Origin of the sequence: Methanococcus voltae PS, assembly GCF_024807035.1 — an archaeon.
GTDB lineage: Archaea > AGJL01 > Methanococci > Methanococcales > Methanococcaceae > Methanococcus > Methanococcus voltae.
Window position 1 is genome coordinate 35,700 of sequence record NZ_JANUCQ010000003.1, and the last position, 23,626, is coordinate 59,325.

Here is a 23,626-nt window from a genome sequence, read left to right on the forward strand (position 1 = left end):
AATACCCCTAATAAATTATATTTTAAAAATATTAATTTTTAAGAGCTTATTTATATATTTGAGACTTTTTAAGCGTTTTATAAAACAATGGTATATAAAGTTTTCTATTTAATAACAATAGTCTCATATATAAATTTGAATTTTAATATAATCATGAATGTTATTTTAATATGAAGTCGTATTTAATTATTAGATAATAATTAAGCAAAAATATAATAATTATTAATAGTTGTGTAATAATTATTTACTAATTACCTAGTGATATACGCAAATAAGTATATTTAAAATCTTTATAATAGTAATATAGTAGTAATATACTTACATAAAATTGAAATAAACAAGTAAATTCAAGTTAGGGTAATAAATATCTAGATATTTATTATAATACTAAAAATAGGGATAATATGGAGCAATTAAATAGCACTATTGAAGAAATAATGATTAAAAATGTAGTATCTGCAAAAACCAGCGAATCTGTTGTTGACGCATTTGAAAATATGCTTAAAAACAAAGTAAGTTGCTTACCTATAGTAAACGACGATAAGGTTTTAATGGGCATTATAACGACCACAGATGTAGGCTACAACTTAATAAAAGATGTCTACACCTTAGAAACTACTCTTGAAGAAGTAATGACAAAAGATGTAATATCTGTTAAACCTTCTGAAACAATTAAACAAGCTTTGCAAAAAATGGATATAAACGGAACTGCTTCAGAAATTATAAACCAGCTTCCTGTAGTTGACGATGATGGAAAATTGATTGGTATAATTTCCGATGGGGATATAATTAGATATATTTCAAAATTAATATAATCTATAATCTAAGTTCAAATTATAAATTATAGTTTAATCTAATATATTTTTAATTATATTATTTTTTTTTAAATTATATCTTCTAAGAGATAGATATATTTTTATTATCTTGATTAAAAATTATTTTTAACATAAGGTTTATTGAGTATTATTAACCAAAATACCAATTATATCTCAATAAATATATAATATGTATAACAAATAATATATCGAAATATAAATATATGAATAATAAAAAATTACATTTATAATTATAAATAATGATATTAATAAAATATAAATTGAATATAACATATTGATAAATTAAATTAAATTAAATTAAATATAAAATATAATGTTACTTAATGTTTTTACAAAACTGATGTGGTGATATTGTATATAAATAAATAATATACATCAAATCATATTGTGAGGAGATATTGTGAGTGCAAGAGAACAATGGGGCTCTAATTTGGGTTTCATAATCGCAGCAATTGGTTCTGCGGTTGGTTTAGGAAACATATGGCGGTTTCCATACATGGCTTATGAAAATGGTGGAGGGGCTTTCCTTATACCTTATATAATTGGTTTATTTATTGTTGGTGTTACAGTTTTAGCTTTAGAGTTCGTTATAGGACATTCTACAAAGGGTTCCGCACCCCTTGCTTGGAAAAGATTAAACGGTAAATTCGAATGGTTAGGTTGGCTTTCCGTATTTACTGCATTTATAATCACTACCTACTATATGGCAATCCTTGGTTGGGGTATTGCATACTTATACCAGCTTTTATTCATAGGAATACCTGCAGATATCGGAGGATTCTTCTTCAATGATATATTACAAATCTCAAGTGGGCCTGGTGAAATAGGTACATTCCCATTATTATCGTTAATATCAGTTGTTCTTGCGTGGGTTGTAACTTATGTTATTATCAATTCAGGGGTTAAAAAAGGTTTGGAAAGAGCAAACAAGGTATTTATGCCCATACTATTCCTTATGACTGTTGCATTAGTTATAAGAGGGTTTACCTTACCGGGTGGTATCGATGGTATCTTACTCTACGTAACTCCAGATTTTTCAAAGATAACTAACTTAAAAATTTGGGTTGACGCATTCTGTCAGATATTCTTCTCCTTAAGTTTAGGATTTGGTATTATGATAGCATACTCAAGTTACTTACCTGAAAAAACTGACTTGACAAAAAGTTCACTTATTGTAGCTTTGTCAAATTCATTCTACTCATTAATTGTAGGTCTTGCGGTATTTGGAACATTGGGATACATGGCATTCCAACAGAACATACCAATAACTGAAGTTGTTCAACAATCCATTACTTTGGCATTTGTTACATTCCCTACGGCAATTTCATTAATGCCTTTCGGAAGAGAATTTGGTATTATATTCTTCTTAAGCTTCGTTATTGCAGGTATCTCATCAGCATTATCCTTAATGGAGTCATTCTCGTCTGCAATTATCGATAAATTCCAAATCAGCAGGAAAAAGACTTCGTTTATTGTTACAATATTAGGTATTCTAGGGAGTTTAATATTCGTAACTCAGTCTGGTTTATACTGGTTAGATATAGTAGATAACTTCATTTCAAACGTAACATTACCATTAGTTGGTATATTAGAAGCTATTGCGGCAATATGGTTATTTAAAGGTGAAAAACTTGTTGAATACATCGATAGATTGTCCCCTATTAAAATGGGTTCATTATGGAAAGTATTCGCAGGTATAATTACACCAGTGTCATTATTGGTGTTCTTAGGATTCCATACGTACAGTTTAATTACAACAGGTTACGGCGGATATGAAAGCATATTTGTAGCATTAGGTGCTGCAGTTATTCCTGCTATGCTCTTAGGTTCAATCATCTTTACATCAATACCTTGGAAAGAAAAAATTCAAGACTGGGACAGCTTTAACTACAATAGATTTAAAGAAATTGCAAAAGAAGTATTAAAAAAGGAAGAAAAAATATAAATAAGCTAAAAATATAAAATTATAACTAAATAATATATTATACCACATTAATTTTATAATATATTTTTTTAAATACCTTTAATTTTTCTACTTTTCTATTTTTCTATTTTTCTATTTTTTAATTTTTAATAGTTATCATACTACCTAAATTCAATTAGATAAATAAATATAGTATAATATATAGAAATATTTTCAATAACTCTGTTATTAGCCCTTATTGCTAATAAATACAATATTTTGGTATTTTTAGAATATTAATGAATTTTGGTGATATTATATGTATTTTAATAAATTATCTACGATAGAAAGAGTATACAACATAGGCTTGGAACATGATTCAATAGAATATTTATTTACTTATATAAACAAATTTATATTGGAAAGTGAAAGCGATTTAATAAAATTGTACGACTTAAAAATATTAAATAAGCTTAGTGTAAGTCAAATAATGTCTTCTAGGGTCGTTACAGTTAATGAAAATGATTCTGTAGATTTTTTGAATAGCGTAATACGGAAGCATAAACATTTGGGCTATCCGGTCGTAGATTCTGACAAAGAACTTGTTGGAATTGTTACATTCAATGACCTTGAAAAGAAATCAGTACCTGGTAAAACAAAAATAAAAGACATAATGACTAAATCCAAGAATTTAGTAACCATAAGATGCGATGAATCTGCATTAGCTGCTCAAAAATTAATGATAAAAAGTAAAGTTGGTAGATTAATAGTTTTAGATGAAGAAAACAATATATTGGGCATTATAAGTAAAACGGATATCTTAAAAACCAATGAAATATATAGTAAAAAAACTACCAAAATAAAAGATTGTAAACATATTACAAACCTTTATTTCTACGATACAGATGTTAAAAAGCTTGAAAGACTTAAGGATAATATAATAGTACTTATGAGCGCTAGAGGATACATAATTTCTGAAAAAGAAGATTATGTAGAAGTAAAATCAAGAGATTGGGACGCATTTGCTAAATTAGTTAAAAATAATAACGGGGAATTATCCCATATATCTATTGACACCAAATTGTTGGATATTATGAGTATTAAAGTTATTAAAGAAATGATGAAAACGATTGAAAAAGAAAAGTTTGAAGAAATCGTAATTACTGACCACGTAACTATGGTAAATGAAAAATCAGCAATACAAAGAGTTATTACAGACTTTGCATTATTTGAAGACAGTAAAAGGACTTTTGGTACAATTACCGTTCGAGTGGACATGTGATTAAAAATAAACGAAAATTACTAATGAAAATAGTAATTATATTATTTATATTAAAATATCATATATCAAAATCTTATTTTATATTTTACAATAAAATAAATTATTAAATTTTAAAGTTATTTACTGTATTTATTGCGTCCTGTAGTTTAAAATTGTTTTTGTACAATGCAGAACCTACAACAACGCCAGCTACACCTATTTTTTTGAATTCAATTAAATCTTCGATTGTAGTTACTCCGCCAGATGCTATAATCGGTATATTTAAGTTATCTACGAGTTCTTTTGTAGGTGTGATATTTATACCATTTAAAAGACCTTCAGAGTCTACATTTGTAAATAAAATACTACCAGCACCTTTTTCTTCTAAAATTTTACCCATTTGAACTGGTGTGTACTCTGTTTTTTCCTTCCATCCTTTTATAACTACTTTACCATCTTTTGCATCTAAAGCAACCATTATTTTGTCACTACCTACTTTTTTAGCAAGTTGTTCAACAAAATCTGGATTTTGAACTGCCACAGTACCGATAATAACTTTATTAATCCCCAAATCGACTAATTCTTCCACATCTTGTATGGTTCTTATGCCACCACCCATTTGAACAGGTACTTTTGACTCTTGAATTATTTTCTTAACACAGGGTAAATTTACACGCTCTCCGTCAATTGCACCATCCAAATCTACAAGGTGCAACATCTCTGCACCATTTTCTATCCACATTTTAGCTATTTCGTCAGGGTTGTCATACTCCACATGTCTCTTTGTGGGGTCTCCTTGTATTAACTGCACGCATTTGCCTTCTTTCATATCCACAGCAGGTATAATATACATCAGTTTCACCATCTAAAATTTTATCATAATTCTATTATAATTCTATTATAATTCTATTATAATTTTATACATATCAAAATACATTTTATACAATTATACTTTATTATTATTCGCTTATACAGACGTACTCTTATAAATTTTAATTACATCCATTAGTAAGATAATTATTGTATTTAATTAAAAATTATAAATATCTACCCTTTTTTTCAACTTTATCAATCATTTTTAAAGTTTTATCATAATCTTTAGAAATTTTGTAGCCTTCCAGAATATTATTCCAAATTTCGTCAAATTGTTTGTAATGTGTGCTTATTAGTGCTTTTTTCAAAACAATTAAGTCAATCGCCCTATCCTCAAAAACGTCAGTATATTTTGCTAATCCAAAATCTAACACATATAATTTAATATTTGATTCATTACATAACCCATTGTCTTGACTAACCATAAAATTAGAGGTAGTTAAATCATTGTGAATTATGTTTTCGTTGTGCATTTTAGCAATTGATTCACCGACTCTAATTAATAAATTTTTTAAATCAGGATTTAGACATTTATTATTTAATATATAATCTTTTAAAGATACACCGTCGATAAATTCCATTATTATGCTATTTTCATCTTTATTTATATCATAAACTGTAGGGGTGCAAATTCTTAAATTTTTTACATTATTTAAAAATCTTGCTTCTTTTACCGTTCTTCTTTGTCTTATAAGTATATCCAACTCATTTACACGGTAACCTTTTACTATCCTAGTCTTCTTAATAGATTTATTCCCTAAATAATCAATAATTTCAATATCTGCCTCAGCACCCTTTCCAATTAAATTTTCGGGTATTACTCGTTGAGCTTCATTTATTTTTATATTATCCTCATTATTAATCCAATTTACACCCACCATATCTGCACGGTAATTTGGCATAATTTTTGTATCTGCTAAATCAGTTCTTTTTCCATTTTTATATTGTAAAATACCTAACCAGCCTATCATAGCCCCATTATCGCCACAGTATTGTTTTTCGGGCACATAGAAGTCAACATTTTGCTCATTACACATTTTTTGTAGCATTTCTTTTAAACGGTCGTTTGCAGCAACTCCTCCAACTAACATTACTTCTGACTTATTGGTGTGTGCTAAAGCTCTCTCAGTTATTTCTGTTAACATTGCGAAAGCCGTTTCTTGTAAAGAGTAGCATACATCTTCCAAAGTATGATTCCCACTGGTATCTTTTGATTTCTTAATTGCCGCAGTTAGTAATCCAGAAAGAGATAAATCCATACCTTTTATTGTGTAGGGTAATTTTAAGTAATTTCCACGATTTTCCAAATTATCTTTTGATTTCTTTGCCATTTGTTCGATATATACGCCACCAGGATGTGGTAATCCACAACTTCTTGCAAATTGGTCTAAACAGTTTCCTATAGCTATATCGTGAGTTTCACCAATTACTCGATATTTATTACCTACGTAAGCCAAAATTTGGGTATTTCCACCGCTTACATATAATGTTAAAGGGTCTTTTGCAGGTGTTGTTAATTTTCCTATCTCTACGTGACCTACACAATGATTAACGCCGATTATAGGTTTATTTAGTGAAAGAGCCAAAGCTCTCCCCGCCGTTGCAGTCACTCTTAAACTTGGACCTAAACCAGGTCCTTGAGAAAAAGCCACTAAATCAATATCTTTTGGATTCACGTTGTTAAATGCGTCTTTTAAAAGTTTTATAAAGGTTTCCGCGTGATGGTCTGCAGCTTCACGAGGATTTATTCCTTGTAATGGCGGTTTGTAGATTATTGTATTATTGTACAGTACTTCTCCATCCTCGGTGACTATACCCACTCCTGTTTTTTCAGCAGTCCCCTCTAAGCCTAAACAGATTAATTTTTTACTTTTTCGATTCATAATTTTCAACTTCGTATCATCTAAAATATTATTCTAAAATATCATAATATTGATATGTTAATTAACTATTTAAATTAAATATTTATAATATGTAAGTAAATAAGTATGTGAATTATATCAATTTATAATTTCATAACTCAGAATAGAAAAAATCATATTTCGAGTAAATATAACAATGATATATCAATAATATTAGTATCTATTAATCAAATATTAAAAATATTAAAAATTAAAATAAAATTATAATTCAAATTCATAATGAGGGACATAATGAAAACTTTAATGATACACTCTGATTATTTAGAATATGAAGCTAAACAAAAAACTAAAATGGCTGAAGAAACTGAAAAATTAAGCGGAAAAATGGACGAATGTTTAACCGTTTTTATAGCGGTTGAAAGAGACGATGAATCCGACCCTGAAGCGGTTGTTAAAAACGTTGTTGATGAAATAAAGAAAACTGCTGAAAATTTAAAGGTTGAAAATATTGTATTATACCCATATGCTCACCTTTCAAGTAATTTGGGCTCTCCTGATGTTGCTAAAAAGATTTTAAAAGATGTTGAAGAAATTTTAGCACCTGAATACAATGTTTTAAGGTCACCATTTGGATGGTACAAGGCATTTAAAATTAGCTGTAAAGGTCACCCATTAAGTGAACTTTCGAGACAAATTAGTGCTGAAAGAACCGAAGATGCTGAAGAAAAGGAAAAATCAAAAACCACTTTCTATGTTGTAGACAAAGACTTTAATTTAATTGAAATGGATGAAAAAAGTGTTAAAACAGTTAAAGATGATGGTTTAAAAGCATTATTAAAACATGAATTAGGAATTAAAGAAAATAAAGAAGATAGAAAAAGCAAAAAGAAAAGTGAAAGCGAACCTCCTCACGTTACATACATCAAAGAAAAAGAAATTTGTGATTATGAACCAAGTTCAGATGCAGGTCACTTTAGATGGTACCCAAAAGGTAAATTAATCAGAGATTTATTATCAGACTATGTTTACGACTTAGTTGTTAAATACGGAGCTATGCCTGTTGAAACTCCTGTAATGTATGATTTAGGAAACAAAGCAATTAAAGAACATGCTGATAAATTTGGAGAAAGACAATATAGATTCAGACAAAGCAATAAAGACTTAATGTTAAGATTTGCTGCTTGCTTTGGTCAATTTATGATGAAAAAAGATATGTACTTATTACCTAAGCACTTACCTTTAAAATTGTACGAATTATCAACCTACAGCTTCAGATACGAACAAAGAGGAGAATTAGTAGGTTTAAAAAGATTGAGAGCATTCACAATGCCTGATATGCACACTGTTTGTATAGACATGGAACAAGCAAAACAAGCATTTGAAGAACAGTTCTGGATGGGCTTAAAAACTGGTGATGACTTAAAAACACCTTACTCAATCATATTTAGATTTACAAAAGACTTCTACGATGAACACAAAGATTGGTTATACAACATAATCACAGAATATAGAGCTAAATACGAAAAAGATGTAATTTTAGAAATTTTACCTGCAAGAAAACACTACTGGATTGGTAAAGTTGATATGGCTGTTGTAGATAGCTTTGGAAGACCTATTGAAAACCCTACAGTTCAAATCGATGTAGAAAGTGCAAAAAGATTTGACATTACTGTAAATGATGGCGATAAAAAAATAAACCCTATTATATTACACTGTTCACCTACAGGTAGTGTTGAGAGAGTATTATGTGGTTTATTAGAAGGAGCTTACTTAAACACTCTCGAAGACGTGCCTCCAATGTTACCTACTTGGTTAGCACCTATTCAAGTTAGAGTTATACCAGTTTCCGATAAACATCAAGAATATGCGCTTTCAGTTGCTGAAACATTAAGAGCTAATGGAATAAGGGCTGATTACGACGATAGAGAAGAAAGTATCGGTAAAAAAATCAGAAATGCGGGTAAAGACTGGTCTATGTACGTTGTAGTTATTGGTGACGAGGAAATGGAAAAAGGTAACTTAAATGTAACCGTTAGAGCTAAATCTTCAACCAAAAAACCAGTTAAAGAAGTAATGACCTTAGATGAGTTAATAACGAATATAAAATCAGAAACTGAAGATTGTCCGGTTAGGCCATTGCCATTACCTATCAAATGCTCAGTACAACCAATATTTAGATAAGAACTTAAAAATAAAAATAAAAATAATTTAATAAAATACTAAAATACTTTTTTTTCATTTTTGAGATGTTTAAAATTTAAAATAAATAATTTATTAAAAAAGATATAATTTATATTATATTATTTTATGTTATAATTCTATAGTTAAGTTAATTATGCTTTTTCGTTCCTACTTAATGCGATTATCCCATTTGCAACGGAAACAGCTACTGGAGTTCCTCCTTTTGGACCTATTGTTGAAATAGCGCTATTTTCGGAATTTCTTAATAATTCTTTAGATTCTGCAGCCTTTACAAAGCCCACCGGTGCCCCCACAACTAGAGCAGGTTTTATATTTTCTTCTTTTGTCAATCTAACAATTTCTATTAATGCTGTTGGTGCATTTCCGATTACTACAACTCCACCGTCAATTTTGTCTTTTAATAATCTCATTGCAGCTTCTGCTCTTGTTATTTGTTCTTTTTTTGCCAATTCGATTGTTTCTTCACTTTTTATATTGTTATAGATATTTTCATACCGAATTCCTGCTTCAACCATTGAAATATCTACGATTATAGGTTTTCCATTCTTTATTGCTTCGACACCGTTTTTTACTGCGTCATCTGTAAAATCCATTAATTTTGCATATTCGGGGTCAGCAGTTGCGTGAACAACTCTTTCAATTATACCCATTTGTTCTTCAGTGTAATCCTCGTATTTTGTTCCTAAAACATCTTTTATCTTTGATTTTACTATTTCTCTTGATTTTTCGGCAATATCTAATCCATTTTTGGTAATGGCTCCCATAAACATTATTTCACCAGCTGTCTAAAGTTTTTAAATTTTATAAAGTTTTATAATTTAAATTTCAAGTTTATATAATGATTGTAATATATTTTCGTATTATTTATTAAAGTTATGTTTAATTATATTATTATTTAATTTATTATAGTACTATAAAATACAATATTATAAATAGATATGGAAATTAATTTTAAGTAATTTTAAGTTGATATTTAATAATATCTTTGAAAATAAAAACAAAAAAATATGATGAAAAAAGTAAAAATTCATTTTTTTTTGAATTAGATTAAATATACACATATATTTCGTTATCTAAAACTTTTATAATTTCAGATTCCTGGTCTAATTCAGTATTAATTATTTCAATATCGGCTTTTAAACAGTCTTGTATTGCTACGCTTAATATATGTTGAACATTTTCATCTTTTGAATATAGTTTAACAGGTATTTTGTGGAATTTTGATAATCTTGCAATATCTCTTAATGCAAATCTCATTTCAGTGTACAATACCACATTGGCCATAGCTTCTTCAACATTTTTCTTAAAACCAAATAATACAGGGTATTCTTGTTGCGTTATCTCATCTTTTTTAACTTCGTGTTGAACTTCGTAGTTTGATAGTAATCTGCCAATTACTGATTGAGGCAAGCCTGCAGGGATTTTTACTTCAATAATATCAAATTCGGGGTTGTTAAATTCGTTATTTTCTTTATTTTCGCTATTTTTTGCATCCATTTTTTTCACATCATTTATTGTTAGATTGTCTAAATATTACATCATTAAAGTTAATCAAAACTATGACTTACTACGATATATATTTATTTGAAATTAATTTATACCATAATGTAAAATTAACTTATAATGCCCCTAATTTAGCCAATAACGCTGATAACTGAATTCTATCGTTTCCGCCTTCTACAATCCTAAAGTCGCATTCTGCTATAGCTTCAATTAAAGATATTTTTTCATGCTCTTCGATATCCAAATATGGAACTTCCCTAAAGATTTGAGTAAGGATATCTTGTCCACCCATTCCCCAATCGACCATTAGTTTATAAAGTTGTTCCCTTGATTCCATAAATCTTGCGTTTAATGCTAAATCTAACATTTTCTTAATTTCGTCAGGTCTAGCCCTTGAAGATACTTTGTAAACTATATCTTCATCAATTTCATTGGAAACAGCCGCTGCAGTCTGCAAAACATTTATTGATTTTCTCATATCGCCTTCTGATACGTAAATTATTGCGTCACTACCACTTTTATCCAAGGTTATATTTTCACTTTTTGAGATGTATTCCATGTATTCTAAAACATCTTCTGTTTTTAATGGCGAAAATCTAAATATTGCACATCTTGATTGAATTGGAGGAATAATCTTACTTGGATAGTTGCAACTTAAAATAAACCTACATATATCGGAGTATTTTTCCATTGTACGTCTTAAAGCATTTTGAGCATCAGATGTTAAAGCGTCACTCTCGTCAAGGAATATGACTTTAAATGGTGCATCTCCGATTGGTTTTGTTCTTGCGAAATCCTTTACTTTTGTCCTTATTACGTCAATACCTCTCTCATCAGAGCTGTTTAATTCCAAAAAGTTTTCTCTCCACTCTTCGCCATAAAGGTCCTTTGCTAAGCATAACGCTGCAGTGGTTTTTCCAACACCCGGTGAACCACTAAATAGTAAATGTGGCATTGATTGCTTTTCAACATAATTTTTAAGTCTTTCTATTATTTCTTTTTGACCCACAATTTCGCTTAAAGTATTTGGTCTGTATTTTTCAACCCATGGCTTTTGCATATTTTCCCTCGATTACTAAAAGATTAATTTTTAAAATAAATTAACGATAATATTATAATCGTTATAGAATGTTAAATAATATCTAATATCTTTTAAGGTTTATTTATATATTTATAAATTAATTTAAAGTATTAATGTAATCTACTTTTATTCTATTATTATTCTACGTTTATTCTTTAGAAAATGTATATTTTATTAATTCTCCAAAGCGGGATTTTACAATATTTTTCTTACCTAAAACTTTAGCGTGAGCATCTAATTCAATAATACCATAGTCAAACATGTCTTTTATTGGATAATAAAGTCTAGGACCGTCACTTATGCCAACTGTAACCGCATTAGGGTTTTTTTCTTTAATCTGGCTAAGTACTTTATCGTCTAAAGCGTGCGGTACTCCTGAAACAAATATAATATCTGGAATTTCATCAATATTATTTGAATTAGATAACTTATTCAATATTTCGGAAGCTTTAGAACCTGTAATTGGATATTCATCTAATCCACCCGTTATATAATCTATGGTTATCCCATTTTCCTTAAATTCTGATAATACATTTTTTGCATCGTTTTTTACTTTTTCAAATCCTACACTATTGTCTAAATTTGCAATGTTTATTATGGCCGCATCATCTTTGAAAGCTTTGTTTATTTCCACGATAGGGTGTGAAAATAAGTACGATGTTTCTTTCTTCGCATTTAAAACACAAGCTATTACAGGCTTTGATTTAACGTTATTTAAGTTATCTAAATCACTTGAACTATTGGAACTATTTGAATTTCTTATTTTTTCCTTGAATATTTTTATTACTTCATCGATATCATCGTCGTAAGTTGGCTTTAAATATTTTTTCTTTGCCATTCCCTTGGCTTTTTCTACTTCAGTAGCTTTATTCAATAATTCAACCTGCCTATTAAATTCTTCTTCAGAAATTAAATTTACATCTAAAGCACTTTCCATTGCTCTAATAGCGCCTATTGTATTGTCTGTAAGTCCACTGTGGATATCTACGGCAAGTATTAATTCATTGTCTCCATATTCCTCATTTAAACCAGTTATATCTTCACCGATTATCATACTAGCACAAGTTCCTACAACTCCTATTTTTAATAATCTAGAGCTTTTAAGGTTTTTAGGGTCTTTTGAATCTTCTTCACGTAAATAGGATATTACATCATCAATTACGTTCTTTAATTTTTCAGTTGCGCCAAATATGAAGTCATTTTCATTCATAGCCGTTGTAAATACCCTTATGCCATCTATTTCCAAAAGTCTTGCAGTTCTAAAACAGCAACCACTAGGTCCGTGCATAATTATGGCATCTACGCCCATATCTCTTAGTTGGTACATTGTTGCGGCTATTGGAGAAGGTCTAGGGTGTAATATCACGTTATCACTCGTATTTTTATAAATGCTATATTTTTTATGATATAGTACGATTATAAGATTAATATAATTAATCATAATTCGATTATAATATAGAATATTATTAAATTTATTATTAGTAATAATATCAGTTATGCACTATTAATATTTTATCAATCAGATACAATATTTTATAATTTTTATAGGATTTTTTCAGTATTTTATCATTAATTCATAAGATGATTTGGGATATATAATATATTTTATATATTATAAGATATATTAAAATTTATAGAGTCAATATTATTAGTTAGACATTTAAATTTGGATTAACTTTAGTTACAGCATTTAAAAGCGTGGCTTAAAATACATAGATAATATAAAAATAAAACTAAAATAAAACTAAAATAAACTATGAAAACGTGCTTTGGAGGAAGAAAAGCGTGACAAAACTTAGAAGAGTAGTTCTTGACGTATTAAAAACACACGAACCCAAATTAACAGATTTAGCACTTGAAATTTGTGCTTTGGAGGGTATCGATGGTGTAAATATCACAGTATATGAAATCGATAAATCCACGGAAAGTGTTAAAATTACTATAGAAGGCTACGATTTAGATTACGACGTTATTAAAGATGTAATTGAAACAATGAACGGTGTTATACATAGTATCGACGAGGTAGCTGCAGGTACTAAAATTGTAGACGAAGTTAAAACTCCCCAAGATAGATAAATAATTTATATTAATTTTATTATTATTTTTAAAATTTAAAATAAAGATTATTGTGATATTATACGATAGTTTAAAGTAATCATGACTTAGTATATTAATTTTATAGTGCTTAACATTTAAATTAAAGTACCAATAACGTTTTACAGGTTAAAAATTCAAAAAGGACAAATATGACTAAAAATACTAAAAACGAATTCAAAAAGGACGAAAAAGAATATATTGATATAAACTACATCAATACATCCGAAGGAATTGAATATTTAAAAAAAATCGGATGGAAAGGCTTTGTTTTTACTCAAAATGTACACTTATCAAAAAAAGTAGAAAAAAATACGGCTGGAAAATCAGATAAAATTGAAGTAGAAAAAACGGATTATAGCAAAGAAAAATATTTAGAGTGTAAAGAATTAGGTAATACTGCAGGTTTAAATGTTTATTCAGGAATTTTATTGTATGCTTCAGGCGTTAAAGATTTAGAAAAAGGCATAAAAAAATATAGGGGCAAATGTGATGTATTAATGGTAAAAGGTGGAGATTTAGATATTAATAGGTTTGCACTTGAAAAAGATGACGTAGATATATTAACATCCCCAGCATTTAGACGTTTAGACTCTGGAATAGACCATATAACCGCTAGATTAGGTAGCGTGCATAGAGTAGGCTTAAATTTAAATTTTTCGGATATTTTAGTAAAAAAAGGCTATGAAATAGCAAGACTATTAAATTCATACCAAAGAAATATCAAACTTGCTAAAAAATATAACACTCCGGTTATTATATCAACTGGCGCTAAAAATATGTACCAAATAAAATCTCCAGAAAATTTAAGAAGTTTTTTAACAACCATTTCTAATTTAGAATATGCTAAACTTAGCATGGGTCAAATGAACAATATTATAAGTTATAGAACCAAATTAAAAGAAAATAATGTACTAATGTATGGTTTAGAATTTGAAAAAGTTGAAAAAAAAGCTGAAAATATTGAAAAAGAAATATAAACTACATATAAATGTGTAAAATAATACAAATTATAATTTATAGTTATTATGTTATGTTTATAATTACATATTGATTATAAATTAAATACTTCTTTTGCATTTTCCCCTAACATTTTATTTATTAAATCATTTGCACTATAATTTACAGATTTTAAATACCCCGAATTTTTTTCCAAAACAACTTTCATCTTTAAAAGACTGTATATATCAGAAGGGGCACTTGAAATATCACTGTTTATCATTATTTTTAAATTATTTGACTCCCTAAGCGCTTTTAAATCCTCTCGCTCATAAACGTATTTGATTAAATCCATTGCTGATTCAGGCGTTAATTTTTGAGGTTGTACTGTGAAACCCATATGAATATTATTTTTATAATCGGGATTTTCAGAAATTTTTAAATCGTTTGTTTTTACAATGTAATCCAGTATTAAATCAATATTTTCATAATCTACATGTTCTATGATGATATTGGTTGTTAAATCGCTCTCATCGATTACTTCTAATAATTCTTTGGTAATCTCTCTTTTATTGGTTCTTGGTGTATGAAGTACTATAGGCTTTTTTAAACTCTCTGCTAAATCCATTTGCTTTTTTAAGATTATTATTTCGGTTTCAGTAGCTAATTCTAGCCCTACTTCGCCTAAGCCTACAACTTTCTCATTTTTTAAATATTCTTTGATTATTTGATAATCAATGTCATCTATCTTTTGAGGTATAGCCCTTGGATGAATGCCAATACAGACATAGTATTTTAAACCTACCTTTTCAAATCTCTTTGGTTCGAACATTAATAATTTGTCAAAATGAGCCCTGGAGACTTCGAATGAGTAAACTGGCATAGGGTCATGTGCATGAGTAATTACGCCATCTAAAAATTTCGATAAAGCTTCTAAATCTTCAAATGAGCGAGTGTCAGAATGAATATGACTATCAATTAACATAATACAATCACCTTAAAAAAATAAAAATTATTATTAGTATTATTAGTATTATTAGTATTAGTATTATTTAATATATTATTCAATATGTTGTTTATTAAGGTATTTATATTATATGGAAAGTGTTATTAAAATTTTGACAATAAATCACCAATTAAACCTGGTATTACATAATATATTAGATTTTTATAAGATTCTATGAATAAATCTATCATATTTATATTATTAGCTATTGAATAATTTCTTAAAGCCCAATCTAATGGCTCCAACAAACCTGCAATACTTACGAGAGTTAATATAGTTCCCAATAATATAATATAATTTATATAATCTCTTAATTTTAACTTTGGAAGATTTTTGATACCTGATATATTTGTACTTTTATTGTTATTATCCCTATTATTTTCGTTATTAGTATTATTAGTATTATTATCCAATGATTCATTTGAAAAATTTTCTTTTTTGGAATTTAAGTTTAATGTGTAAGATAAAGGTAATATCTTTAAAGCATAATGTATTCCCAAAGATATGGACAAAGCTACAGCTCCAAATTCAAAAATACCATGTGGTATAACAGCTATTAAATCTAAATATCTTAATTTAGCACCTGAAAGTCCAGTGAACGGATTTATAATTGTTATTAGGTAAAATATAAATAAAGCATTTAAATAGGATATATTAGTATCATTTTCTTTTTTAATATCGTGCCTATATAATAACGCAACTGCAATTATTGCAGAAGATATTGTAAAACACGCTATAAAATTATTAACGATATATGTAAGAGCTAATGATATATAGGACACTTCAGGACCAGTATGAGCTACCACTGCACTAGATACTATTTCAAATTTTTTAGTAGCAATAAAATCTGCGTTTTTTAAAGAATACAACGAATTTATATACATACCCAATAATGTTATTGAAAGATATCCCGCAATACATAAAATATAAGTCACAAAAAACTTTTTTGAGAATGATAATTCCAAAAATTTTATATATCGATTAATTACGTAATTATAAGTGTTTTTTAACAATATTTCCCCTTATTTGTGTCTTTTTAAATTATAATATCATATTTTAAATATCATATAAATATTATTTAGCTATTATTTAATTATTATTTAATTACGGGTTTACTAATATAATGCTTTATTAATTTACTATTTTAAACGTTAAATATTAATTACTACTTAAACATATTAATACCCATGACGTTTATACACTCCAATAATATATAATTTAGATATATGAATATTTAGTATTATAATTTTTTATAATAGTAATACAAGATATAAAAGTATGAAAATAATATGGAGATAATTGACAAATTTAATATTATTCATAATAACCACTATAATTGCGTGAAAAATATGAAACGATTAGTTATTGCAGGCACTTCTTCGATGGTGGGTAAAACTACAGTATCAACAGGAATTATGGCAGCACTTAGTAAGAAATTAAATGTACAACCCTATAAGATAGGTCCTGATTATATAGACCCTACATATCACACTACGGCTACAGAAAACCACTCGAGAAATCTAGATAGCTTTTTTATGAACGATTTTCAGATTAAAAAATTATTTGCTAAAAACTCAAAGAAAGCTGATATAAGTGTAATTGAGGGCGTCAGGGGACTTTATGAAGGATTATCCCCTTATAACGATATTGGAAGTACAGCGTCAGTTGCTAAAAGTCTAAAAAGTCCAGTGATTTTATTAATGGATGCAAGAAGCCTTACTAGAAGCGCTGCTGCAATAATTAAAGGTTTCAAAAGCTTTGATAGTGATGTAGACATTCAGGGCGTCATATTTAATAAAGTAAGGGGCGAAAAACACTACTCAAAATTAAAAGATGCGGTAGAATACTACGATAAAGATATAAAAATAATTGGTGCAATCCCTAGAAGTGAAGAACTAACCGTTTCACAGCGGCATTTGGGATTGGTACCAACCCCTGAAAAGAAAAACGAAATGACTTCTCAAATAGAGCGTTGGGCTGAAACTATTGAAAATAGCTTAGATTTAGACCTTTTAAAAGAGTTGAGCGATGCTGATTTTGATACCAATTTGAATGTGGAAAATATAAAAAATATAAAAAATTTAGAAAATATAGAAAATATAGAAAAGATAGGGACTAACGAGTGTTGTAATTTAGAAAATGGATTATGGGATGTAAACAAAAATAATTGTAAGGTAGCTATTGCTCATGATGAAGCCTTTAACTTCTATTACTGGGATAATATAGATGCTTTAGAAGATAATGGAGCTAAGATAAAATTCTTTAGTCCATTGCATGATGAAGAAGTACCTGATTCAGATATGATATATATTGGAGGCGGTTACCCAGAAATATTTGCAAAAGAATTGAGTCATAACAAAAAAATGCTCAATTCAATTCGGCAACGTGTTGAAAACAAAGAATCCAAGATTTATGCAGAATGCGGTGGTTTGATGTACGCTTCAAGGTATGTAGACGGCTATGAATCACTTGGATTATTGGATTGTGAAGCGGTAACTACCAAAAACGTGCAAGGATTAAGTTATGTTAAAGGAGAATTTACTGAAAATTGTCCCATTGGTAAATCAGGGTTTAAATTCAGAGCTCATGAATTCCACTATTCCAAATTAGTAAATATTGGTGAAAATTCAAAATTTGCATATAAAATTAATCGTGGAGTTGGCATAGCTAATAATCTTGACGGGCTTTTAAATGATGATAAAACAGTTTTAGGGGGCTATGCTCATCAGCATTGCGTTGGAAATCCATATTTTGCTAGTTCGCTAGTTAATTACATTTAATAATCCTATTTTTTTATTTTAGATATTACAAATTAACTTATTTATTAATTTATATCAAAAAATACATATATATGCAAATATAAAGGTTATATTAGACTAAATATATAATTCATGCAATATATTGACAAATTTATTAAAAATAAGATATAGATTACAAATATAATTAAATTAATTAAATTAATTAAATTCTTAAATAGGTTAGTAAATAGTTAAATATTGATTATAGTGTTAAATTGCAACTCCCAAATAATATTAACTATTAATTGGTGTTTTTTGATGGATAAAATTAAATATGTTATAAGACATGGTTTGGAACTATCTAACGATTTAAATGCAGATACTGTGTTAATATTCACTGAATCTGGTTCTTCGTACGAACAATATAAAAAAATTATACTAGAAAACCCCAAATTGGTAAAAACAGGTTTAAAAGTTATAGTGGCTACTCCAAATAGTGACACATATTTTAAACTTAAAAATGAACCCATAATCCCAATATTAATGAATTATGGTAAAAATAGCAGAGTCTCAACAGTTAATCAGGCTATGATTGTGTTGTTAGAGAATGGATTTCTAAATATTGGAGAATTAATCGTATCAATTTTTGGAACCTCTAAGGTATCCATAAGTAATAATATTTCAGTATTAGAGGTAGATGATTATCCAGATTTTGTAAGATTTTATAATTATATCAGCTCATTAGACGATATAAAAAGAAAAGTTATATTAGAAGCCTTAAATATTGGTATCGAACTTTCTGTTGAGGGTAGAGAAGGTAAACCAGTCGGTACCACATTTTTAATCGGTGAAAAAACTGAATTATTAAAAATGACTACTCCATTGATACTAAATCCGTTTGAATGTCATGATGCAATAATATTTGATAAAAAAGTCAAAGGTACGTTAAAAGAACTATCCACCATTGATGGAGCTTTTTTAATAGATTATATTGGAAATGTATTCGGAGGCGGACGTTATATAAATTGTGGTGGCGCTAAAATTAATTTACCCCATGGTTTAGGTGCTAGGCATTATTCTGCTGCGACTATAACCAAATATATAGATTGTGTTGCAATCACGTTGTCGGCTAGTGGTGGAATAGTACGTGTATTTGATAATGGAGAAATATTAGCTGAATTTAAGCCTAACTCTTAATAATTATTTATTATTTTATTAATTATTTTATTAATTATTTTATTAATTATTTTACAATTTTTTAGATAGTTATATTGATTTATCGAGAATTATCTTTTTGAGTTAATCCGACTTTAATTCTAAGATTAAATCATTTTAAACTGCATGCTATTTTATTATCAATCGATAAATATATAACAAATATGAAATAATAAACATTGTAAAGATTATCTAATCATTTAAAGAAGATTTAATTTTGATAATCTTAATAATAATGTTATCTATGATTTAAAATTTAAAATTTAGTTTAATTAAGTATGGTGAAATTATGACACTTGCGGAAAAAATAATATCTAAAAAAATGGGTAGAGAAGTTGTTGCGGGTGAAACTGTTGAAGTTGACGTAGATATTGCGATGACTCATGACGGAACTACGCCCTTAACCGTTAAAACCTTTGAAAAAATTGCAGATAAGGTCTGGAATCCTGAAAAAGTTGTTATCGTATTCGACCATAACATACCTGCGAATACCTCAAAAGCTGCAAATATGCAAGTATTAACTCGAAACTTTGTAAATGAACAAGGTATTAAAAACTATTACAAAGGTGGAGAAGGGATTTGTCATCAATTATTACCTGAAAAGGGTCACGTATTACCAAATACTGTTATAGCAGGTGGTGATAGCCATACTTGTACCCATGGGGCATTTGGGGCATTTGCTACAGGTTTTGGTGCAACAGATATGGGTTATATCTATGCAATGGGTAAAACATGGTTGAAAGTTCCTGAAACCATACGTGTGGAAGTTTCAGGGGTTAATGAACGTATATATGGAAAAGATATCATTTTAAAAACGTGTAAAGAAATAGGTAGGAGTGGAGCAACATATATGGCTCTTGAATATGGGGGAAATGCGGTTAAAAATTTAGATATGGACGACAGAATGACTTTAAGTAATATGGCCATAGAAATGGGTGGTAAAACTGGTTTAATTGAAGCTGATGATACTACTTATGAATATTTAGCTCTTGCAGGAGTTAATAGTTCAAAAATAGCAGAATTAAAAAAAGAAAGGTTAACGTCAGATTATTACGACGAAAAAATTCAAAATGACGCATATCATGGTGTTTTAGAATTTGATATAACAGACATGGAAGAGCAAGTAGCTTGCCCACATCACCCCGATAACGTCACAGATGTTTCAAATATTAAAGGTCTTGAAATAAACCAGGTATTTATAGGTTCTTGCACCAACGGTAAAATAAATGACCTTAGAGTTGCTGCAAAGTACTTAAAAAATAATGAAGTTCATAGAAATGTTAGATTGATAGTAATACCTGCTTCCAAAGCCATATTTAATCAAGCAATAGCCGAAGGACTAATAAATACTTTCGTAGATGCTGGTGCAATGATATGTACACCAGGATGTGGACCTTGTTTAGGTGCGCACCAAGGAGTTTTAGGAGATGGCGAAGTTGCGTTATCTACCACAAATAGAAACTTTAAGGGTAGAATGGGTAATTTAAATTCAGATGTCTACCTTTCTTCCCCTGCAGTAGCTGCTATGAGCGCTATTAAAGGTTATATTACTAATGAACATGAAAAATATTAATTGTAAATACCAAACTCTTTATTTTTATTTTATCTTTATTATTTTATTTTACTTATGGTATATTTTAAATTTAAATCTTAGAGTACTATGCTATAATCTAGTTTTTTTTAACAACCTATTTAATTATTAAAATTAACTTTAATAGTATTCTAATTAAATTTAACTAAAAATATTTATATACTAGTAATGTATTAAAGATAAGTTAAATATTGTAAAATTAAATAGAATTATATAGATTTGAATAAAATTGAATAGAATAGACTATACGTACTAAACTAACCTAAATTCAAAATAACATTAAAACACAAAAATACCAAAAATACCAATAATTTAAATTAATCAACTAACTATTAATCTCTTATTTTTAGATAATAAGCATATAAATTAATGAGGTGAAATTTTGCACATTATGGAAGGTTATTTACCTGTAGAATGGGCAATAGTGTGGTATATTATATCTGCTATTGTTGTAGGATACGGTATAATGAATTTAAATAAAGTTCTTAAAAATAATCCAGAAGCTAAACCATTATTAGCGATATCTGCTGCTTTCATGTTTGTATTAAGTTCTTTAAAATTGCCATCAGTATCAGGTAGCTGTTCACACCCCACAGGTAACGGCTTAGGCGTCATATTATTTGGCCCTGCGATTACATCAGTTTTAGCAACCATTGTATTGTTATTCCAAGCGTTAGTACTTGCACACGGAGGTCTCTCCACATTAGGTGCAAACATATTCTCAATGGGTATTATGGGACCATTTGTTGGATATTTAGTATTTAAAGCCCTTAGAGGCAAATTAAATATAACATGGGTTGTTGTACTCACTGCAATATTTGCGGATTGGGCTACATACTTAACTACATCCGTACAATTGGCTTTGGCATTCCCTAATCCAAGCTTTATGTCATCATTCACAGATTTTGGAACCATATTCGCAATAACACAGATACCTTTAGCAATAGCAGAAGGTCTTATTACAGGTTTATTGTGGGATTATTTATCCAAATTAAGACCTGAATTATTTGAAAAAGTGATGAACATTAAAAAAGGTGGTAACAATGAGTAATAAGCATCTCTTTATGATTTTAGCACTTATTGCAATTATTGTAGCACCTTTAATTATGTTTAACGGTCTTGGAGAAGACGAAGGTTTCTTTGGCGGTGCCGATGGAGCTGCTGAAGAACATATTACAGTAATAAATCCAGAATATGAACCATGGTTCAGCTCATTTTGGGAACCACCTAGTGGGGAAATAGAAAGTTTATTATTTGCTTTACAGGCTGCTTTGGGTGCCATAATAATTGGATACTATATTGGATACTTTAAAGGACTTAAAAAAACTGAAAAGTCTGAAAATGAATAGGTCTGACCAGTATTTTTAAGTAATGTACGAATGGTAGACAAATACCATTTATATTTTATTTTTTTTGATTTAACATATTATTTTTTTAAACATTTAATTACAATTTATTAAAGATTACTTAATAACTATCAATTAAGTTTTAATAATATTAACCATCTAATACTACTAACGAAAATAAAAAATAAAAATTTAAAATTAAATTTGAATTTGAATTTGAATTTGAAAATAACTTAAAAAATAAATTGTGGGGAATATAATGGTTCAAAAATTAATAATAGACGATATAGCACATTCTAATGGGTTATACTCCACAAGTCCCAAATTAAAAGTAATATTTTCAATTTTATCACTATTTGTAGTTTTATTATTTAATTCCCCAAGTATTTGTATTTTAATGGCTATTTCAATGATTTTTTTAACGATTTTTAAAGCAAAAGTTCCTAAAGGGATATATTTCAAACTACTATCAATTCCAGTATTATTCGGGATTTTTTCACTGATATTCATGACTTTATTATTTGGTACTGATGTTTGGTTCAATTTGGATGTTGGAACTATTTCAATACCTTTATATTACGATGGTTTTAGTTTGGGATATCATGCTTTATTTAGGATGTTTGCAGGGGTTACTTGTACACTGTTTTTAGCACTAACTACGCCATTTACTCAGCTATTAACTGTTTTAAAAGAGTTGAAAATACCAGAAAGTGTTATAGAAATTACGATGTTAGTATATCGATATATATTCATATTAATCGATGAGGCACTTTTGATAGAGCATGCTCAAAAAACTAGATTTGGGTATTCAGGATTTAAAAATACATATAACTCGCTTGGAACACTTGCTGGTGTAATGCTAGTACGTTCTTTGGATAGAGGCGATAATTTATATACCACAATGTGTTCAAGAGGCTATAATGGAAATATCTATCATTTTGGAGAAGAACAACCAGTTCAAAAAACTCAAATATTTGGAATATTTGTATTTGAGGGAATTATTATCTCCTTAGGATTGTTACCGTCGTTGATATTATAAATTATATAATTATAATCGCTAACTTAATTTTTATTTTATTCTTTATTTTATCTTTATTTCCTAAAACTGACATATCATATTTTTTATATTAGGATACTTTATTATTACTATTATATTACTATTATTACTATTATATT

20 protein-coding genes are annotated in these 23,626 nt (G+C 28.4%); 12 read left to right on the forward strand and 8 right to left on the reverse strand.

The genetic code is table 11. The annotated features are described in order from the left end of the window. Window positions 1-404 precede the first annotated feature (404 nt). The 3 genes from M2325_RS05770 to M2325_RS05780 all read left to right on the forward strand — a co-directional run bounded on the left by M2325_RS05770 (window position 405) and on the right by M2325_RS05780 (window position 4,021). Window positions 405-815 (forward strand): CBS domain-containing protein, encoded by a 411-nt coding sequence (locus tag M2325_RS05770; protein WP_209591164.1) that lies wholly within the window; start codon window positions 405-407, stop codon window positions 813-815. A gap of 421 nt (window positions 816-1,236) precedes the next feature. Then, on the forward strand, window positions 1,237-2,781 hold the full coding sequence (locus M2325_RS05775; protein WP_209591165.1) for a sodium-dependent transporter: 1,545 nt from the start codon (window positions 1,237-1,239) through the stop codon (window positions 2,779-2,781). A 277-nt stretch (window positions 2,782-3,058) separates the two neighbouring features. Further along, entirely contained in the window at window positions 3,059-4,021 is a 963-nt protein-coding gene (locus tag M2325_RS05780; RefSeq protein WP_209591166.1) for a CBS domain-containing protein, read from the forward strand. Between the two features lie 103 nt (window positions 4,022-4,124). Here the strand turns inward: M2325_RS05780 and hisA are convergent, their stop codons facing one another. Both hisA and M2325_RS05790 read right to left on the reverse strand, forming a co-directional pair. Further along, window positions 4,125-4,853 carry a 1-(5-phosphoribosyl)-5-[(5-phosphoribosylamino)methylideneamino]imidazole-4-carboxamide isomerase gene (hisA, locus tag M2325_RS05785; protein WP_209591167.1) on the reverse strand — a complete coding sequence of 243 codons (729 nt, stop codon included), beginning with the start codon at window positions 4,851-4,853 and terminating at the stop codon, window positions 4,125-4,127. Between the two features lie 184 nt (window positions 4,854-5,037). After that, on the reverse strand, window positions 5,038-6,756 hold the full coding sequence (locus tag M2325_RS05790) for a bifunctional N(6)-L-threonylcarbamoyladenine synthase/serine/threonine protein kinase (protein WP_259052038.1): 1,719 nt from the start codon (window positions 6,754-6,756) through the stop codon (window positions 5,038-5,040). A gap of 270 nt (window positions 6,757-7,026) precedes the next feature. Between M2325_RS05790 and M2325_RS05795 the strand changes: the two genes are divergently transcribed. Further along, complete coding sequence (locus M2325_RS05795) at window positions 7,027-8,916, forward strand: threonine--tRNA ligase (RefSeq protein WP_209591169.1); 1,890 nt, start codon at window positions 7,027-7,029, stop codon at window positions 8,914-8,916. A gap of 152 nt (window positions 8,917-9,068) precedes the next feature. On the opposite strand, the gene M2325_RS05800 is transcribed toward M2325_RS05795, so the two are convergent. The 4 genes from M2325_RS05800 to cfbD all read right to left on the reverse strand — a co-directional run bounded on the left by M2325_RS05800 (window position 9,069) and on the right by cfbD (window position 12,887). After that, window positions 9,069-9,707: a cobalt-precorrin-8 methylmutase gene (locus M2325_RS05800; protein ID WP_209631854.1), complete on the reverse strand. Its 639-nt coding sequence runs from the start codon at window positions 9,705-9,707 to the stop codon at window positions 9,069-9,071. 277 nt (window positions 9,708-9,984) lie between these two features. Next, window positions 9,985-10,434, reverse strand: a complete 450-nt coding sequence (locus tag M2325_RS05805; RefSeq protein ID WP_209591171.1) for a hypothetical protein — start codon at window positions 10,432-10,434, stop codon at window positions 9,985-9,987. Window positions 10,435-10,555: 121 nt separating this feature from the next. After that, complete coding sequence (locus M2325_RS05810; RefSeq protein WP_259052051.1) at window positions 10,556-11,500, reverse strand: replication factor C small subunit; 945 nt, start codon at window positions 11,498-11,500, stop codon at window positions 10,556-10,558. Window positions 11,501-11,669: 169 nt separating this feature from the next. Continuing rightward, window positions 11,670-12,887: a Ni-sirohydrochlorin a,c-diamide reductive cyclase catalytic subunit gene (gene cfbD / locus M2325_RS05815; RefSeq protein WP_259052053.1), complete on the reverse strand. Its 1,218-nt coding sequence runs from the start codon at window positions 12,885-12,887 to the stop codon at window positions 11,670-11,672. Window positions 12,888-13,306: 419 nt separating this feature from the next. Between cfbD and M2325_RS05820 the strand changes: the two genes are divergently transcribed. Further along, window positions 13,307-13,597 carry a DUF211 domain-containing protein gene (locus M2325_RS05820; RefSeq protein WP_259052334.1) on the forward strand — a complete coding sequence of 97 codons (291 nt, stop codon included), beginning with the start codon at window positions 13,307-13,309 and terminating at the stop codon, window positions 13,595-13,597. Between the two features lie 170 nt (window positions 13,598-13,767). Then, the gene (rnp3, locus tag M2325_RS05825) at window positions 13,768-14,595 is read left to right on the forward strand and encodes a ribonuclease P protein component 3 (protein WP_209591174.1); all 828 of its coding nucleotides are present in this window, start codon (window positions 13,768-13,770) and stop codon (window positions 14,593-14,595) included. Window positions 14,596-14,669: 74 nt separating this feature from the next. Here the strand turns inward: rnp3 and M2325_RS05830 are convergent, their stop codons facing one another. Together M2325_RS05830 and M2325_RS05835 are read right to left on the reverse strand one after the other, a co-directional pair. After that, window positions 14,670-15,539, reverse strand: a complete 870-nt coding sequence (locus tag M2325_RS05830) for a TatD family hydrolase (RefSeq protein WP_209591175.1) — start codon at window positions 15,537-15,539, stop codon at window positions 14,670-14,672. Window positions 15,540-15,664: 125 nt separating this feature from the next. Beyond that, window positions 15,665-16,573 (reverse strand): hypothetical protein, encoded by a 909-nt coding sequence (locus tag M2325_RS05835; protein WP_259052055.1) that lies wholly within the window; start codon window positions 16,571-16,573, stop codon window positions 15,665-15,667. A gap of 336 nt (window positions 16,574-16,909) precedes the next feature. On the opposite strand from M2325_RS05835, the gene cfbB reads away from it, so the two are divergent. The 6 genes from cfbB to cbiQ all read left to right on the forward strand — a co-directional run bounded on the left by cfbB (window position 16,910) and on the right by cbiQ (window position 23,489). Then, window positions 16,910-18,340, forward strand: coding sequence for a Ni-sirohydrochlorin a,c-diamide synthase (cfbB, locus tag M2325_RS05840; protein ID WP_259052063.1), 1,431 nt, complete (start codon window positions 16,910-16,912; stop codon window positions 18,338-18,340). 276 nt (window positions 18,341-18,616) lie between these two features. Next, on the forward strand, window positions 18,617-19,495 hold the full coding sequence (locus tag M2325_RS05845) for a diadenylate cyclase (RefSeq protein ID WP_209591178.1): 879 nt from the start codon (window positions 18,617-18,619) through the stop codon (window positions 19,493-19,495). 307 nt (window positions 19,496-19,802) lie between these two features. After that, the gene (gene hacA, locus M2325_RS05850) at window positions 19,803-21,086 is read left to right on the forward strand and encodes a homoaconitase large subunit (protein WP_209591179.1); all 1,284 of its coding nucleotides are present in this window, start codon (window positions 19,803-19,805) and stop codon (window positions 21,084-21,086) included. Window positions 21,087-21,486: 400 nt separating this feature from the next. After that, window positions 21,487-22,155 (forward strand): energy-coupling factor ABC transporter permease, encoded by a 669-nt coding sequence (locus M2325_RS05855; RefSeq protein WP_209591180.1) that lies wholly within the window; start codon window positions 21,487-21,489, stop codon window positions 22,153-22,155. Then, complete coding sequence (locus M2325_RS05860; protein ID WP_209591181.1) at window positions 22,148-22,453, forward strand: energy-coupling factor ABC transporter substrate-binding protein; 306 nt, start codon at window positions 22,148-22,150, stop codon at window positions 22,451-22,453. Before M2325_RS05855 ends, M2325_RS05860 begins: the two co-directional genes overlap by 8 nt. A gap of 256 nt (window positions 22,454-22,709) precedes the next feature. Beyond that, window positions 22,710-23,489, forward strand: a complete 780-nt coding sequence (gene cbiQ / locus M2325_RS05865; protein ID WP_209631850.1) for a cobalt ECF transporter T component CbiQ — start codon at window positions 22,710-22,712, stop codon at window positions 23,487-23,489. Window positions 23,490-23,626 lie beyond the last annotated feature (137 nt).

What these genes read in the sequence shown, in the direction of transcription:
- M2325_RS05770 (WP_209591164.1), top strand. Translation starts at nt 405, where the DNA reads ATGGAGCAATTAAATAGCACTATTGAAGAAATAATGATTAAAAATGTA.
- M2325_RS05780 (WP_209591166.1), top strand. Translation starts at nt 3,059, where the DNA reads ATGTATTTTAATAAATTATCTACGATAGAAAGAGTATACAACATAGGC.
- hisA (WP_209591167.1), bottom strand. Translation starts at nt 4,853, where the DNA reads ATGTATATTATACCTGCTGTGGATATGAAAGAAGGCAAATGCGTGCAG.
- M2325_RS05790 (WP_259052038.1), bottom strand. Translation starts at nt 6,756, where the DNA reads ATGAATCGAAAAAGTAAAAAATTAATCTGTTTAGGCTTAGAGGGGACT.
- M2325_RS05795 (WP_209591169.1), top strand. Translation starts at nt 7,027, where the DNA reads ATGAAAACTTTAATGATACACTCTGATTATTTAGAATATGAAGCTAAA.
- M2325_RS05800 (WP_209631854.1), bottom strand. Translation starts at nt 9,707, where the DNA reads ATGTTTATGGGAGCCATTACCAAAAATGGATTAGATATTGCCGAAAAA.
- M2325_RS05805 (WP_209591171.1), bottom strand. Translation starts at nt 10,434, where the DNA reads ATGGATGCAAAAAATAGCGAAAATAAAGAAAATAACGAATTTAACAAC.
- M2325_RS05810 (WP_259052051.1), bottom strand. Translation starts at nt 11,500, where the DNA reads ATGCAAAAGCCATGGGTTGAAAAATACAGACCAAATACTTTAAGCGAA.
- rnp3 (WP_209591174.1), top strand. Translation starts at nt 13,768, where the DNA reads ATGACTAAAAATACTAAAAACGAATTCAAAAAGGACGAAAAAGAATAT.
- M2325_RS05830 (WP_209591175.1), bottom strand. Translation starts at nt 15,539, where the DNA reads ATGTTAATTGATAGTCATATTCATTCTGACACTCGCTCATTTGAAGAT.
- cfbB (WP_259052063.1), top strand. Translation starts at nt 16,910, where the DNA reads ATGAAACGATTAGTTATTGCAGGCACTTCTTCGATGGTGGGTAAAACT.
- M2325_RS05845 (WP_209591178.1), top strand. Translation starts at nt 18,617, where the DNA reads ATGGATAAAATTAAATATGTTATAAGACATGGTTTGGAACTATCTAAC.
- hacA (WP_209591179.1), top strand. Translation starts at nt 19,803, where the DNA reads ATGACACTTGCGGAAAAAATAATATCTAAAAAAATGGGTAGAGAAGTT.
- M2325_RS05860 (WP_209591181.1), top strand. Translation starts at nt 22,148, where the DNA reads ATGAGTAATAAGCATCTCTTTATGATTTTAGCACTTATTGCAATTATT.
- cbiQ (WP_209631850.1), top strand. Translation starts at nt 22,710, where the DNA reads ATGGTTCAAAAATTAATAATAGACGATATAGCACATTCTAATGGGTTA.